General features: G+C 63.1%; 13 protein-coding genes. All 13 read right to left on the bottom strand.

Features of this window, described 5'->3' with window-relative positions:
* Nucleotides 1–11 precede the first annotated feature (11 nt).
* The 13 genes from menE to ACL2XP_RS06645 all read right to left on the bottom strand — a co-directional run bounded on the left by menE (nucleotide 12) and on the right by ACL2XP_RS06645 (nucleotide 13407).
* Entirely contained in the window at nucleotides 12–1427 is a 1416-nt protein-coding gene (gene menE, locus ACL2XP_RS06705) for an o-succinylbenzoate--CoA ligase (RefSeq protein WP_413737839.1), read from the bottom strand.
* A 49-nt stretch (nucleotides 1428–1476) separates the two neighbouring features.
* Nucleotides 1477–2502, bottom strand: a complete 1026-nt coding sequence (gene menC / locus ACL2XP_RS06700) for an o-succinylbenzoate synthase (protein ID WP_413737838.1) — start codon at nucleotides 2500–2502, stop codon at nucleotides 1477–1479.
* Nucleotides 2502–3359 (bottom strand): 1,4-dihydroxy-2-naphthoyl-CoA synthase, encoded by an 858-nt coding sequence (gene menB, locus ACL2XP_RS06695; protein ID WP_413739107.1) that lies wholly within the window; start codon nucleotides 3357–3359, stop codon nucleotides 2502–2504. The genes menC and menB overlap by 1 nt, the downstream gene beginning before the upstream one ends.
* An 11-nt stretch (nucleotides 3360–3370) precedes the next feature.
* Nucleotides 3371–4156: a 2-succinyl-6-hydroxy-2,4-cyclohexadiene-1-carboxylate synthase gene (gene menH / locus ACL2XP_RS06690; RefSeq protein WP_413737837.1), complete on the bottom strand. Its 786-nt coding sequence runs from the start codon at nucleotides 4154–4156 to the stop codon at nucleotides 3371–3373.
* The gene (menD, locus tag ACL2XP_RS06685; protein WP_413739106.1) at nucleotides 4153–5841 is read right to left on the bottom strand and encodes a 2-succinyl-5-enolpyruvyl-6-hydroxy-3-cyclohexene-1-carboxylic-acid synthase; all 1689 of its coding nucleotides are present in this window, start codon (nucleotides 5839–5841) and stop codon (nucleotides 4153–4155) included. Before menD ends, menH begins: the two co-directional genes overlap by 4 nt.
* 234 nt (nucleotides 5842–6075) lie before the next feature.
* Nucleotides 6076–7401, bottom strand: coding sequence for an isochorismate synthase MenF (gene menF / locus ACL2XP_RS06680; protein ID WP_413737836.1), 1326 nt, complete (start codon nucleotides 7399–7401; stop codon nucleotides 6076–6078).
* A 199-nt stretch (nucleotides 7402–7600) separates the two neighbouring features.
* Nucleotides 7601–7921, bottom strand: a complete 321-nt coding sequence (gene elaB, locus ACL2XP_RS06675) for a stress response protein ElaB (protein ID WP_413737835.1) — start codon at nucleotides 7919–7921, stop codon at nucleotides 7601–7603.
* 94 nt (nucleotides 7922–8015) lie between these two features.
* The gene (locus tag ACL2XP_RS06670; RefSeq protein ID WP_413737833.1) at nucleotides 8016–8351 is read right to left on the bottom strand and encodes a c-type cytochrome; all 336 of its coding nucleotides are present in this window, start codon (nucleotides 8349–8351) and stop codon (nucleotides 8016–8018) included.
* The gene (locus ACL2XP_RS06665) at nucleotides 8348–8851 is read right to left on the bottom strand and encodes a TlpA family protein disulfide reductase (protein WP_413737832.1); all 504 of its coding nucleotides are present in this window, start codon (nucleotides 8849–8851) and stop codon (nucleotides 8348–8350) included. The genes ACL2XP_RS06670 and ACL2XP_RS06665 overlap by 4 nt, the downstream gene beginning before the upstream one ends.
* Complete coding sequence (locus tag ACL2XP_RS06660; protein ID WP_413737831.1) at nucleotides 8829–9554, bottom strand: ABC transporter ATP-binding protein; 726 nt, start codon at nucleotides 9552–9554, stop codon at nucleotides 8829–8831. Before ACL2XP_RS06660 ends, ACL2XP_RS06665 begins: the two co-directional genes overlap by 23 nt.
* Nucleotides 9555–9557: 3 nt before the next feature.
* Nucleotides 9558–10733 (bottom strand): ABC transporter permease, encoded by a 1176-nt coding sequence (locus ACL2XP_RS06655; protein WP_413737830.1) that lies wholly within the window; start codon nucleotides 10731–10733, stop codon nucleotides 9558–9560.
* Entirely contained in the window at nucleotides 10723–12012 is a 1290-nt protein-coding gene (locus ACL2XP_RS06650; RefSeq protein ID WP_413737829.1) for an ABC transporter permease, read from the bottom strand. Before ACL2XP_RS06650 ends, ACL2XP_RS06655 begins: the two co-directional genes overlap by 11 nt.
* Nucleotides 12013–12015: 3 nt before the next feature.
* The gene (locus ACL2XP_RS06645; protein ID WP_413737827.1) at nucleotides 12016–13407 is read right to left on the bottom strand and encodes a Fe-S-containing protein; all 1392 of its coding nucleotides are present in this window, start codon (nucleotides 13405–13407) and stop codon (nucleotides 12016–12018) included.
* Between the last annotated feature and the right edge of the window lie 57 nt (nucleotides 13408–13464).

The raw sequence follows: 13464 nt of genomic DNA, 5'->3' as shown, positions 1-13464 counted from the left end.
ACAACCTTTCTTTAGGGATTTAATGCGAATTGCTCCTGCGCCCATTCCCTTATCTGGCTGCGGGGAATCTTAATACCTCCACCGGCGGACGCAATCGGTTGCCCACTGGCGGCGGCCCCCGTTAGCGCATCCATCAATAAGTAGTAAGCCACAGGACGCTGCCAGGGCGCCAGCAGCGGTTCCAGCCAAACGCGCAGCTCGGCGAAAGGCAGGTCGGCGTCGATCACCGCCACCGGACGCTGGCCGAACTCCGCATCGTCCACCGGCACCACAAAAGATTGGCGGATAGCCGGATGGGTCGCCAGGATACGCTCCACATCCTCCGGTTGCACCGACTCGCCGCCGCAAAAAAACACATTATCCAACCGGCCGGTGATGGACAGTTCGCCGTCCACAAACCGGCCGCCGTCGCGGGTGTGGAACCAGCCGCCCTCGTCGGTGAACGGCACCAGCCGGCCCTGCTGCCAATAGCCCGACGCCATGCTGCTGCCCCGCAGCCACACTTCCCCGTCCACCAGCCGCGCCTCGCGGCCCAGCAGCGGCATGCCCACGCCGGGCGACGTATTGGCGCGCTTGCCGCAGACGGTGGAGGCGAATTCCGTCAGTCCATAACCGCACCAGCAGCGCACGCCAAGCGCTTCCGCCTGCCGGGTCAGGTCCGGCGCGATGCTGGCGCCCCCGAGCAAGACGTCCTGCAGGCTCAGCGCCGCGGGGTCGCCCTGCAATAGCCGCCATAGCTGGGTCGGCACCAGCGAGGCATGGGTGAACCCCGCCAGGGCCTGCTCCAGCGGCAAATCGCCCGCTACTCCGAGCGTCGCCCCGGCCGCCAGCCAACGCCAGACGATGCCCTGTCCGGAAACATGGAACAGCGGCAGCGACAGCAGCCAGCTGTGGCGATGCTGGAAATTCATTAACTCGATCACCCCTTCCGCGCTGGCCAAATGGGCGGCGAACGTATGGGCCGCCGCCTTGGGCAGCCCGCTGGAGCCCGACGTCAGGGTCAGGGTCGCCAGCCGGTTAACCTGCCAGGACGGAGCGGCCGGCCCGGCCATCGGCAAAACATCGGTGCGCAACGGGATAATGGCTCCCGGCCAGGGTAATGCGCCGGCGCACCAGCCGAAATCGATATTCAGCGTGGGCAGGCGTTGCGCCAGCAATTGCGCCGGTAATTGCGGACTCAGCGGCAAAACCCGCGCTCCGCACTGCAATGCCGCCAAATACGCCAGCAGCAGTTCCAACTGATTTTTCCCCCGCAGCGCCACGCCGCTGCCCACCGCGACCCCGGCCTGCCGCCATGCGGCGGCCAGCCGGTCGATATGGGCCGCCAGGCTGCGCCAGCTCCAGTCGCCGTCCGGCATGCGCAGGGCGATGCTATGGGGAGTTTGCTGCGCCCAATGACGCCAGGGCCAGGTATCGAAAGTTATCATAATCGCATATTCATTGGTTAATCTGCGCCGATGGCGCCGGTTGCGCCCCTTAAGGGAACCGGGCCAGCGGTCGTAGTTGATCCGAGGATGGTTGGTCCAGGGTTATGACCGGCAGCGTGCTGCCGGGCCAGGGCCGGATGAGCTGTGAGCGCATCAGCGATAACGTATCGAGCCCCGGCTGGACCCGGGGCGTCAGCCAGCCGGCCAGCCGGGCCAACTGGGTCAGTCCCAGGCTGGATTCGATGGCCGAACTGATAACCGCGGTCAGGCCCGCCCGCTGCGTTTGTTCAATCAGGGCACGGCAGCATGCCAGGCTGCCGATCAGGGAAGGTTTAATAATGACCGCCGCCACGCCGGGCTGCGCGGCCACCTGAAAGCCCGGTTCCCTGACGCTTTCGTCCCAGGCGATGGCCAGGCCGGTATCCCGGGCAAAGGCCAGCGAATCGCCCGGGGCGGCACAGGGTTCTTCAATAAAATCGATACGTCCGCTAAGGGCCGGGTCGAGATAGCGGGCGAAGCCGGCGGCTTTGGCGGCCGTCCAACTGCGATTGGCGTCCAGCCGCAAATGCAGATCGGGCACCGCTTCGAGCAGCAGATTCACCGTCAGGCTATCGCGTATGGCTTCGTACATGCCCACCTTGACCTTGGCGATCTTCTCGCCGGGCAGCGCGGCCAGCATCGGGATCAGCATATCGGGATCGCCGGTGCACAGGGGCACGGTGCGGTAACGGTCCGCGGCGGGCAGCCATCCGCCCAGTTCAGCCAGCGCGCAGCTGATGCCAAAGGCTACCGACGGCGGTACGGCCGGTTCCGGCGCCGAATCAACGGCGGCGGCGCCCTGCGCCAGCGGATCTTGCCCGGCCGTCCAGCGCGCCGCAAACGTAAGCGCCGCCTCGGCGGCCTCGTCCAGGGTTTCCAGGCTGAAACCGGGCAGCGGCGCTATTTCGCCCTCGCCTATCCGGCCGTCCCGTTCCAGGCGCACTATCAGGCCATCGCGGCTTTTCAGCCGCTGGTTGCGTAATACCACGCCGGCGTCCATGGGCAGGCTATAACGATAAAGCGTCGCGCTGCGCATCAGGGATTCCGTTTGAATTTGCTGAAATCAGGCTGGCGTTTTTCCACAAAAGCGTTGCGGCCCTCCTGCCCTTCTTCGGTCATATAAAACAGCATGGTGGCATTGCCCGCCAATTCCTGCAGCCCCGCCTGGCCGTCGCAATCCGCATTCAGCGCGGCCTTCAGGCAGCGCAGCGCCATGGGGCTGTTTTGCAGCATTTCCCGGCACCAGCGCACGGTTTCTTTCTCCAGGTCGGCCAGGGGCACCACGGTATTCACCAGCCCCATATCCAGCGCCTGCGCCGCATCGTACTGGCGGCACAGGAACCAGATTTCCCGGGCTTTTTTCTGGCCGACGATGCGCGCCATATAGGCCGCCCCCCAGCCGCCGTCAAAAGAGCCGACTTTTGGCCCGGTCTGGCCGAAGACGGCGTTATCCGCCGCCAGGGTTAAATCGCACATCATATGCAGCACATGCCCGCCGCCGATGGCGTACCCGGCCACCATCGCCACCACCGGCTTGGGGCAGGTGCGGATTTGCCGTTGAAAATCCAGGACATTGAGATGGTGCACGCCGCTGTCGTCTTTATAGCCGCCGTAGTCGCCGCGCACTTTCTGGTCGCCGCCGGAACAAAATGCCAAATCACCTTCACCGGTAAGAATAATCACGCCGATGCCATCGTCATAGCGGGCGTCGGACAGGGCCTGGATCATCTCTTTTACCGTCAGCGGGCGGAAAGCGTTGCGCACCTGGGGGCGGTTAATGGTGATTTTAGCGATACCGTCGGCGGATTTATGATAACGGATGTCCACAAAATCGCCGCTGCAATCGCGCCAATCGGTGGGGGCATACCATTGTTCTTCGCTGGGTTTAAGCATCATGCGTTCCTTTAATAAAGCGGTGCAAGCAGTGAAAGTAGTTGGCCGGCGAACGCCGGTGGATTTGCCCGATGAGCATTATGTCCCGCCCCGGGCACCAGGGAAAACGGCAATCCCTCCTGGCGGGCCAGGCCGGCGAATTTATTGTCCCGTTCGCCGCACAGGTAGCCGAACGGCACCGGCAGCGCCCGCAAGGACGCCAGCAGATCGGGCTGGCAGGCCAGGGAAGTGGCTTCAAGCATACCGGCGACGGCCACGCCGTTATTGGCGGCGCGCAGGGCGCACAAATCGCGGCGTTCGGGCTCGGATAAATCGCTGAATACCGGTTGGCGGTACCAATCCGCCAGGACCGACGCCATGGGCTGGCGGCCGAATCGCCGCGCCCACCCCCGGTCGTGCCGGCAACGCGCCTCGCGCTCCGCCTCGCCGGCCAGCCCCGGATGCGCGCCTTCGACAAATACGCCGCATAAGCCGGCCTGCGCATCGCGGCAGGCATGGTAAAGCGCGATGCGCCCGCCCAGGGAGTAACCGATAAGAATATAACGCCGGATATTCAGCGCGGCCAGGGTATGGGCCAGCCCGTGGGAAACATCGGCAAACCCCTCGGCCGCGATCATTGCCGAGCGGCCGTGCCCCGGTAAATCCAGGGCAGCCTGCGGCCAGTCGCGAAAAAACGGCAACACCGGCGCCCAATCGTCCGCGCTGCCGAGCAAACCGTGCAGCCATACCAGCCAGGGGCGCTCGGCACTACCCTGGCGCACGACATCCGCCGCCCAGACGGCGCCCTGGCGATTCATGACTGGGCCATCGCGGCCACCAGCCGGCGGAAAATATCGGCCCCCTCCCGGGGCGGAACCTTCAGTTCCACCAGGGTGGCGGCGCCGGGCTGCGGCAGGCGCCAGGCCTGGTGCACGCATTCCCGCAGCGCCGCCATATCGCGGGGTTGCCGGTAATGCAGGCCAAACAGCGCCGCCGCATGGCGGAACTCCACCTGCTGCGGCATAACGTAAAAACGTTCCCGCGCCGCCTCGGGCGTGGGTAACAGGGAGAAAATCTGGCCGCCGTCATTATTGACCACCACGATCACCACCGGCGCCGCCGTATGGCGATACAGGGCCAGGGCATTGAGATCGTAAAGCGCCGACAAATCCCCCACCAGCACCAGCAGCGGCCGGTCATCGGCGCGCAGCACCCCGGCGGCGGTGGCCAGCAGGCCGTCGATGCCGCTGGCTCCCCGGTTGCCGTAAACCGGATACCCCGCCGGCAGTTGCGCCAGCGCGTCCACCAGCCGGATAGACAAACTATTGCCGACAAACAGGCGTCCGTCCGGCGGCAGCAGTTCGGTCAAACGGTGGGCGAGCTGGGCCTCCCCCATACCGTCGGCCAGGGCGGCCCGGATTTGCCGGCGCGCCAGCCCCGCGTAGCCGGCTAACTCCGCGGCCCAGGGAGCCTGCGCCTGCGCGGGATGGAGATCGAGCCAAGGGCCGACGGCAGCGGCGATCCGCCGTCCCCGGTGATGGCCGGGATCGAGCCGGCCGGGCAGCGGATCGATGAGCCAATACTCCTGCGGCCGGCACTGCTCCTGCCACTGCAACAGCCGTTTACCGGTGAGACTGCCGCCAAACTGGATCACCAGTTCCGCTTGTTGCAGCACCCGCCGCGCCGCGGGATGGGCCAGCCATAAATCAGCATAAGGCAGCGGCTGGCCGGTTTGGGATAACACATCCCCGATCAGCGGCCAGCCAAGACTCGCGGCCCAGGCGGCGAGCCGTTCGCCCTGCCCCGCCGGGATGCGTCCGGCGACAACCACCCCTTTACGTTCGCGCCATAGGTGCCAATCGCGCGCGGCGAGGCCGGCGTCGCCGTTCGCCGGCGGCAGGCTGAGCCAGGGCCGATCGCTTTGCCACCAGTCACCGAGGTCCAGCGACCAGGTATCCGGCTCGTCAGCATCCAGCCCATACAGCGGTTCGGCAAACGGGCAGTTAATATGCACCGCGCCGGGCACTTGGGCCGCCAACGCCTCGTCCAGGGCGGAGACCAGCCAGCGCGCCGGAATATCGGGCGAGGGGCGGGGCAGATCGATACGGCGCTGGGCAAAACCGGCAAACAGCCCCTGCTGCGGGATAGCCTGGTTGGCGCCGCAGTCTATGAGCTCCGGCGGCCGGTCGGCGGTAAGCATAATCAGTTTTTCCCCGGTCAGGCTGGCTTCGATAACCGCCGGGTAAAGATTGGCCGCCGCGGTGCCGGACGTGACGATCGCCGCCACCGCCTGGCCGGTCGCCTTGGCCAGCCCCAGGGCCAGATGGCCCAGGCCGCGCTCATCGAAATGGGTATGGCAGATTAGCGAAGGATGGGCGGATGCCGCCAGGGTCAGGGGAGTTGAGCGCGAGCCGGGCGCGATACACATATGGCGTACGCCATGACGAACGAGAGCTTCAATCAGCACCTGGGCCCAGCGACGGTTAAACAGCGTTGAAGACATAGTGGTCATGGCCTGGATACCAAAGTATGAGTGTACCAACACCGGAAATAGCGGTCAAAATACGAATTATCTGCCATTTCACCTCCGGTGACATCAATGCAACAGGCCGAACGCCGACTCGGCGCAATGGGGCCGCAGTTGAGCCGCCGTGGAAAATAGCCCCTTTGGATCAAGCGCCGCCACGGCATTATATTTTGTTCTGGCCGCGAGATTTTGATATAAAGCCGGATTAGGTTATTTCGGCAGGAATTGGTCATCTCCCGAGCCGGCAAACAGCGTTCTCATGCCGGCGGCCTTATTGTCGATCTCCCGCCACTCCTGCTCCGGGTCCGAGCCGTCCACGATGCCCGCGCCGGCATACAGCCATACGGCCTGTCCTTCCAGCAGCGCGCAGCGCAATGACACGCAGAACTCCGACCGGGCGGCGGATAAATAACCGGCCGAACCGGCATACCACTGCCGATCAAACGGCTCATGGCGGGCAATAAATACCCGCGCCGCGCCGCGCGGCAGCCCCGCCACCGCGGCGGTCGGTTGCAACATGGCGAGACAGCGGGCATCGCTGGCGCAGCTCAGGCGCGCCAGGATGGTTCGCCGCAGGTGCTGCACGGTGCGCAGCCGCACGATTTCCGGCGCCATCACGTCCAGCGAGACCGCCGCCGGCCGCAGCCGCTGGCAAATATCGTCCACCACCAGCAGATTCTCGCGCTGGTTTTTATCGTCGCCCATCAGCCAATCGGCCAATTGCTCCGCGCTGGCCGATTGGCTGTGGCTGGCCACCGTGCCGGCCAGCGCCTCGGTATCCAGCCGATCCCGGCGCCGCCGGTACAACCGCTCCGGGCTGGAGCCTAAAAAGGCCCGCTGCGCCGACCAGGCCAGCATAAAATGATAACAGTGGTGATTGACCCGCCGGCTGGCGTCCATCAGCGCCGTGGGGCTGAGATGACCGCAGAACCCGAGCCGGGTGCGCCGCGCCAGAACCACCTTGGCAAGGCCGCCCTGGCCCAGGCTAGCCAGTGCCTGGGTCACCATTTCCCGCCACTGCGGCCATTCGGGCTGATGGACCGCGTCTTGCAGCCGCACGGACCAGGGCTGCGATGCGCGCGCCGGCGCGGACTGGCGCAAAAAGGCCAAAAACGTCCGCGCGTCGGCAAGTACGGACACGGGACTGGCCAAATTCAGGATCAGTTGGTGCGCGGCACCCTCGCGCTGCCAGGTCAGGCGCGGCAAAAACAGGCAGCTTTCCGGTTCGCCCCCGCCGGCGCCAAAAGCGTTAAGGCCCCACAGGCGCAGCGCCGGGAACGCCGGATGTTCGGCTAAAAACGCCTCGGCCCGCTCCGGGCAAGGGAAGCGCATCAATTCGCCTGCGGCCGCCGCTTCCTGCGCGCCGTCGCGATCCTGCCAGTAGAACTGCGGGTATAACGCGGACGCGTTTAACCAGTCGAGCATGGGTGCATGCGCGCCGGGCGTCCAGGGGATAAGGATTTGATATAAACCGGGGTCGGCGGTCAGGCCCGCGTCAATATGCTGTTGCAGCGATGTTTCGAGTAACGACAGCATAAGCCACCCGTGCCCCCATAACCTAAATAAGAGTATGGATTATACGGTCGACGGACCTAAAAACGAAAAAATAGCGCACTTTAGTATGATAAAGGGCGGTGTTATAAGCGGCGTGATAGTTAATAAGGTATTTTTAGCCGCGCCGGCAGGGGATACCGGCTGGTTGATAGCGCCAGCCGGCATAACCAGAACCAGCCGGTTAGCGGCGGGCCAGCAGCAGCCCGACCACCAGGCCGACCGACGCCCCGATGCCCACGCCGTGCCAGGGGTTTTCCTGCACATAATCGTCGGCGCGATAGACCGCCTGTTTTGCCCGATAATAATAGTTATCCGAGGCATGGCTGATACGGTTTTTTACCTCTTCCAGCGCGGCTTCCGCGCGGTTTTTCAGTTCCACATACTTTTGATCCGCCTTGTCGCCGGAATAGGCCAGCACTTCTTCCAGCGTTTCGGATAGCAACTGCACGTCATCATCAACATGAGTTTCATGCGGTTGGATAGGATCTGTTGGGGTTACCATATTTTTTCTCCGTGTTCTGATGAATTGCGTCATCCTAACTATAGTCACGATTTTTAACGATCGGCGAATAATTACATCAGGATCATTCTTAAAATCAATTCGCTACCGCTCCGGCCGCCGCCCCGGACGCCGGTTGCAATGACCGGACGTAATCCGCCAGTCCCTGGATATCGTCATCGGTCAGGGATTTTTTAGCCCGCGCTTCCCCGCCGCGGGTGGGAACTTTGCCGTCCCGGCGATCGGTCAGCGCGGCGACGAATTGCTCGCGGGTCAATGAAATCAGCGGCGGGGCTTTGCCGAACGCCGCCCGGTCGGCCTTGCGGCCATGGCAGTCGGCACAGGCCTGGGCATATTTTTGCGCCCCGTCGGTAGCCGCCAGCAGCGGGCCGCTTATGCAGCATAACAAGGCGCCGATCAGCAACCGTTTCATGATTTACCCCCTTGCGCCTGCTGGAACATCGCGGCGAGCGCCGGTTCGCCCTGCAATCCCTGGTGCGCTTGCAACACCGTGCCCTGCGCGCTGAGCAGGTAGGATGTCGGCGTACCGATCACCTGATAGCGCTCCTTGGTAATGCCCAACTGGTCGCGCACCACCGGATAACTAATGTGCAGCCCGGCGATAAAGGGGGTGATATCCGCCTGCTGCGGGTCGGTATTCACCGCCACCACCACCACGCGATCGCCATAGGTTTCGGTCAGTTTTTGCAGGGTTTGCATATCCGCCGCGCAGCCGCCGCAATCCGACGACCAGAAGGTCAGATAAACCGGTTTGCCCTGCCATTGTTCCAGCCCTACCGGCTGGCCTTTAAGATCGAACGCCGCCAGCGCCGGCGCCTTGGCGCCGATAGCCACTTGCTGTTCTTTACAGGCCGACAGGCCGGTCAGCAGGACCAGCAGGCATGCCAATTTAACCGCGGGACGCCAGTTCATGGTGATTATTCTCCTCGCCTAAAAACTTGCCGTGTTGCAGCCGGATGATGCGGTCGGCAAAACGCCCCAGCTCGGGGTTATGGGTGACCATCACGATGGTGCGCCCCTGGCGATGCAAGTCGGTCAATAAGTCGAGCACCCGCTGCTCATTCTCTTCGTCCAGATTGCCGGTCGGTTCGTCGGCGAACACCACCGGCGGTTCATTAACCAGCGCACGGGCGATACACACCCGCTGCTGCTCCCCGCCGGAAAGCTGGCTGGGCAGATGGCCGACGCGTTCGCCCAGGCCCACCTGGTCAAGTACGGCGCGGGCGGCCGGTTCGTCCACCACGCTATGATAATGCTGCGCCAGCATGACATTTTCCAGCGCGGTGAGAAAGGGAATCAGGTGAAACTGCTGGAACACCAGGCCTATCTTCTGGGCGCGGAAGGTACGCCGGCCCTCGTCATCGAGCGCGGCGGCATCCACGCCGTCGAGCAATACCTGCCCTTCGCTGGCGGTATCCAGGCAGGTCAGGATATTCATCAACGTCGTTTTACCGGAGCCGGAGGCCCCCATAAACGCCACGAACTCCCCGCGCCGGATGCGGATATTGATATCGTCCAGCGCCGTGACCTTGCCGAAACGCTTATACAGATGGCGCGTCTCAATCACATAATCCGCCGCGGGCAGCGGTTGCACCAACCGGATAGGTGAAGTCATAATTTATTCTCCTTTCAGGACCAGCGCCGGTTCGACGTGCAGGGCACGCCTGACGGGCACAATGGCCGCAACCGCCGCCACCAGCAGGGATAACGCCAGCGTCAGCGGAAAAACGGGGGCGCGCAGGGCGATGGCGGCATTAAATACCGCATGGCCCAATACTTGCGCCAGGACAAAACCGATCAGGCTGCCGCAAATCACCGCCGCCAGGGCGATAATGCCGGTTTCCGCCAGCATTTGCAGACTGATATCGCGGGCGCTGGCGCCCAGGGCCTTTTGCAGGGCGAACTCACGCGAACGTTCGCCCACAATCGCCATCAGGGTGGTATTCACGCATAGCGACGACAGAATCAGGATGACCGCCGAGACCAGCCCCATCAGTCCTTTGATTTTATCCAATACCTGCCCTTCGGAGGCCGATACCTTAAGAATGGGCCGCACATCCAGATCCGGGTATTGTTGCTGCAACCGGGCGGCGAACGCATCCACCTGGCCGAGATCGTTATTCACGCTCAACATCGCGTTGCTGATATCATTGGGCTGGTGCAGCCATTTTTGCGCCAGGTCCAAATTCACGATCAGCATATTGTCGGTGGCATCGCCGGCTTCGACAATGCCTTTGATTTGCAGGCTTTGGCGCTGTTGGCCGTCCACCAGGGTGACCTTGTCCCCCAATTTAAGATGCAGGCGCTCGGCCAGCTTAACGCCGATCATGGCGTGGCGATCGTCGAAACTCACGCCAATCCAATCCCCCTTGACCTGCCAGTAAGGCACCAGTTTTTGCAGGGATTCAAACCAGACTCCCATCAAAACCACTTTTTCCAGTTCGGTGCGGGCCATACCGTAGAGATAAGGGCTGGCGGCATTAATCAGCCCTTGGGGAGCGCCGTCGATAATGGGTTGCAGGGCGGCCTCCGGCAGGCTGTTGCCGTGGCCGGGGCCAAGATAGAAATTGGCGCCGAAGGTGCGCAATTCCTGGCTCATTTTGGCATTGATATCAAAATAAACCGAGGCCATGGCGGTTACGATGGCGGCGCCCACCGTCAGGGCGGCGAACACCACCGCGACCCGCTGCATGCGCAGACGCAGGGCGCGCACCACCAGAAGCCAGAACATGCCGTCCAGCCGCCCGGCTTTTCGCCCCCGGGCCAGCGCCGGGCCGGTGGTGTTAATTGCCATACAGCACCTCCACCGGATAGAGTTTGGCGATACGCCGGGCCGGGAACCAGGTGCCTATGGCCGCGATCAGTATGGCGATCACCAGCACGCTCGGCACCACGATCCAGGCAAAACTCAGCGGTACGCCAAACAGCATCAGGCCGATGGCTTTGGCCAGGCCCCAGCCGGCGATACAGCCCAGCAGTCCCCCCAGCGCGCCGCTCATTACCGCTTCGAGATAAAACAGCAGCATGATCTGCCACTGGCGGGCGCCGAGCGCCTTCATCAAGCCGATTTCCCGGGCGCGTTCCATGATGGTGCTGGTCATCAGCGAGGCGATACCCATGCTTGAGGCGACCAGCGCCGCCAGGGTCACCACTGCCAGTAATAATTGGATTTTTTCGATCACCACGCCTTCCGAGGCCGCCACCTGCCAGATGGGATGCACCACCGAGCCGGAAATCGCTTCTTCCAACTGATGGGAGATCGACGACACAAACGCGGTACAGTACCAAAGATCGTACTCCTCCGCCGTCAGGCCGTCGAGGTTATCCCGGGCCCGGCGGGAGAGATCGTTTTCCGGCACGGTCAGCGCCGATACCCGCACCGCCTGCACTTTACCCGGCAGGCCCAGCAGTTGCTGTACCGGCGCCAGCGGCATGACCAGCCGGCCCTCTTCGTCGCCGCCGCTGGCCAGGATGCCGCTTATGGCTATGGTTTGTTCGCCGTGCGACCCTTTAAGGGCCAGGCGATCGCCGATTTTCCAGCCGGTGCGCTGGGCCAGCTGCTTGCCGATCAGCGCCTGCGCCGGCTGTCCGGCGGCTACGGGTTCCTGGGGATAAGCCCCGGTCACGCGCCAGTAAGGGCTGATGATTTGCTGGCCGGTATGGAAATCCGTTTCGTCCGGCACGTTCACCGGCTGCGAGAAAAAGGTGCCCAGCACCGGCACCGATTTGCCGTCGATCAGGACTTCCCCGCCCAACAGCGGCGCAAAACCGATAATGTTATTGCGCCAGAAAATATCCTTGATATTGGGCAGTTCGGACTGATCGATCAGATCCTGTCCGGACAACGGCGCGCCCCGCTCGCCGAACAGCGCGGGCAGCGCCGCCTGGCCCGCCGGTTCGATCAGGATATTGGCGCCGTAGGATTTCAGCTCGCGCGCCATCTTGTCGCCGATATCGATGGATACCGCCAGCAGCGCGGAGATAAGCCCGGCGGCGAGGAATACCGTCAATACCGCCAGGGATTTGCGCCGGATATTCCTGCACCATGACTGCCGTAACATGCGCCACAACATACGCTACTCGCCCTCCCCCGCATCATCGGCCGCGGCCGGCACGAACCGGGTCGGCTGCGCGCGAAAACGGTTATAGTTGGCTTCATTGGCAAAAAAGTACATTTTGCCGCCATAACTGTATTTGTGTTCGGCCTTCACATTGGTCAGCTTGCTGCCGTCCACCGGGTCGGTGACCTGCAAGGTTATGACGGTGCTAAAATAATTCACTCCCGCCACCAGCGCCGGTTTACCGATGGTCAACTCTTTATCGTCATTACGCCAGTTATCGATGGGAACGGGGTTACAGCCGCCGGCCTTGCCGATGGACGGAATAAAGATATGCACGCCGCAGGCCACGCAGACCACCTGGTTGCCTTCCATGACATATCCCTGATCGCCGCACAACAGGCAGGCGTCGAACACTACCCCGAGCCGCAGGCGATCCGGATAGCGATTAATCACCAGGAAGCGCACCGCCTTGCCATCATCGGCGACCCAGACAAAACGATGGAGCTTGCCGTCACGCACCTGTTCCAGGGGAATATGCACCTGGCCGTCCGCGCCGAGCGTCACCGGTACCGCTTCCGACAGCCTCGGCGGCTGCGAGGCCACTAAATCCCAATACAGCTGGGCGGCCACGACCACCAGCAGCGCGGCCAACAGCGTGGCGACGGTACGGCGGGCGTTGCGATAACGGGCGATCGCCTGGCGGCGCATTATGGGCTGGGCCTGGCGCAGGTAATCCCCGCGCAGGCGCAGCAGCGGGCGCGTAAACGCCAGCGCCAGCAGCGCCATGGCCAGGGCGCTGAAATAATTCAGCCAGGGATTGCTGTTGGTGACATTGGAAACAAAACTGAGCCGCATCTTGGTCAGCCCGATGATTTCGAGCTTCATTAATAATAACAGCGCCTGCCCGCACAGGGGCAACAGCAGCAGCAGCGACAGCGCCAGCAGCAACGGCCAGCGCCACGGGGGCAAACGCCGCACCACCATCGCCGCCAGCACGGCGCACAGCGCCATTAACGCCGCCGCCAGCACCACGGCGCTCAGGTTCAGCAATAAATCGGTATTGATCACCCCGGTCGGGGTCAGCGCGCTTAAGTTGGGATCGTTAGCCCAATGCAGTGCCGCACCGGCTATCAGCAGGCCTTGCCAGCCATAGCCCATGCGGATGGAAACGAAGAATTGGCTGACTAAAAACAGCAGCAGCGCGGCCAGTTGCAACAGGGTCAGGGTTAATTGCGTCGGTTGCCCGGCGGATAAATGCACGCCGGCCAGCGTACCGGCCGCTAGAGCCAGCAGGGTAACCCATACCAGGCCGCGCACCGACGGCGCGGGGCGACGCGCCCAGTTCAATCCGCATAACAGTGTCACCGGCAGGAAAGCTTGCAAGGCGGTAACGAAAAAATAGTTCATGAAACCTACTCAGGACGGGTAACGCTATCTCAGGCAGCGGTCCGGCAGGCCGCTGCG

The sequence above is a fragment of the Sodalis sp. RH21 genome, assembly GCF_047324175.1.
GTDB lineage: Bacteria > Pseudomonadota > Gammaproteobacteria > Enterobacterales > Enterobacteriaceae > Acerihabitans.
Note: the sequence above shows the minus strand (reverse complement) of the source record. Positions and strands in the feature narration are given on the sequence as shown.

Bases quoted from the DNA above. Each gene is read 5' to 3' on its own strand.
- menF (WP_413737836.1), bottom strand. From the start codon at position 7,401: ATGCTGTCGTTACTCGAAACATCGCTGCAACAGCATATTGACGCGGGC.
- menB (WP_413739107.1), bottom strand. From the start codon at position 3,359: ATGCTTAAACCCAGCGAAGAACAATGGTATGCCCCCACCGATTGGCGC.
- menE (WP_413737839.1), bottom strand. From the start codon at position 1,427: ATGATAACTTTCGATACCTGGCCCTGGCGTCATTGGGCGCAGCAAACT.
- ACL2XP_RS06645 (WP_413737827.1), bottom strand. From the start codon at position 13,407: ATGAACTATTTTTTCGTTACCGCCTTGCAAGCTTTCCTGCCGGTGACA.
- ACL2XP_RS06655 (WP_413737830.1), bottom strand. From the start codon at position 10,733: ATGGCAATTAACACCACCGGCCCGGCGCTGGCCCGGGGGCGAAAAGCC.
- ACL2XP_RS06665 (WP_413737832.1), bottom strand. From the start codon at position 8,851: ATGAACTGGCGTCCCGCGGTTAAATTGGCATGCCTGCTGGTCCTGCTG.
- menH (WP_413737837.1), bottom strand. From the start codon at position 4,156: ATGAATCGCCAGGGCGCCGTCTGGGCGGCGGATGTCGTGCGCCAGGGT.
- menC (WP_413737838.1), bottom strand. From the start codon at position 2,502: ATGCGCAGCGCGACGCTTTATCGTTATAGCCTGCCCATGGACGCCGGC.
- elaB (WP_413737835.1), bottom strand. From the start codon at position 7,921: ATGGTAACCCCAACAGATCCTATCCAACCGCATGAAACTCATGTTGAT.
- menD (WP_413739106.1), bottom strand. From the start codon at position 5,841: ATGTCTTCAACGCTGTTTAACCGTCGCTGGGCCCAGGTGCTGATTGAA.
- ACL2XP_RS06670 (WP_413737833.1), bottom strand. From the start codon at position 8,351: ATGAAACGGTTGCTGATCGGCGCCTTGTTATGCTGCATAAGCGGCCCG.
- ACL2XP_RS06650 (WP_413737829.1), bottom strand. From the start codon at position 12,012: ATGTTGTGGCGCATGTTACGGCAGTCATGGTGCAGGAATATCCGGCGC.
- ACL2XP_RS06660 (WP_413737831.1), bottom strand. From the start codon at position 9,554: ATGACTTCACCTATCCGGTTGGTGCAACCGCTGCCCGCGGCGGATTAT.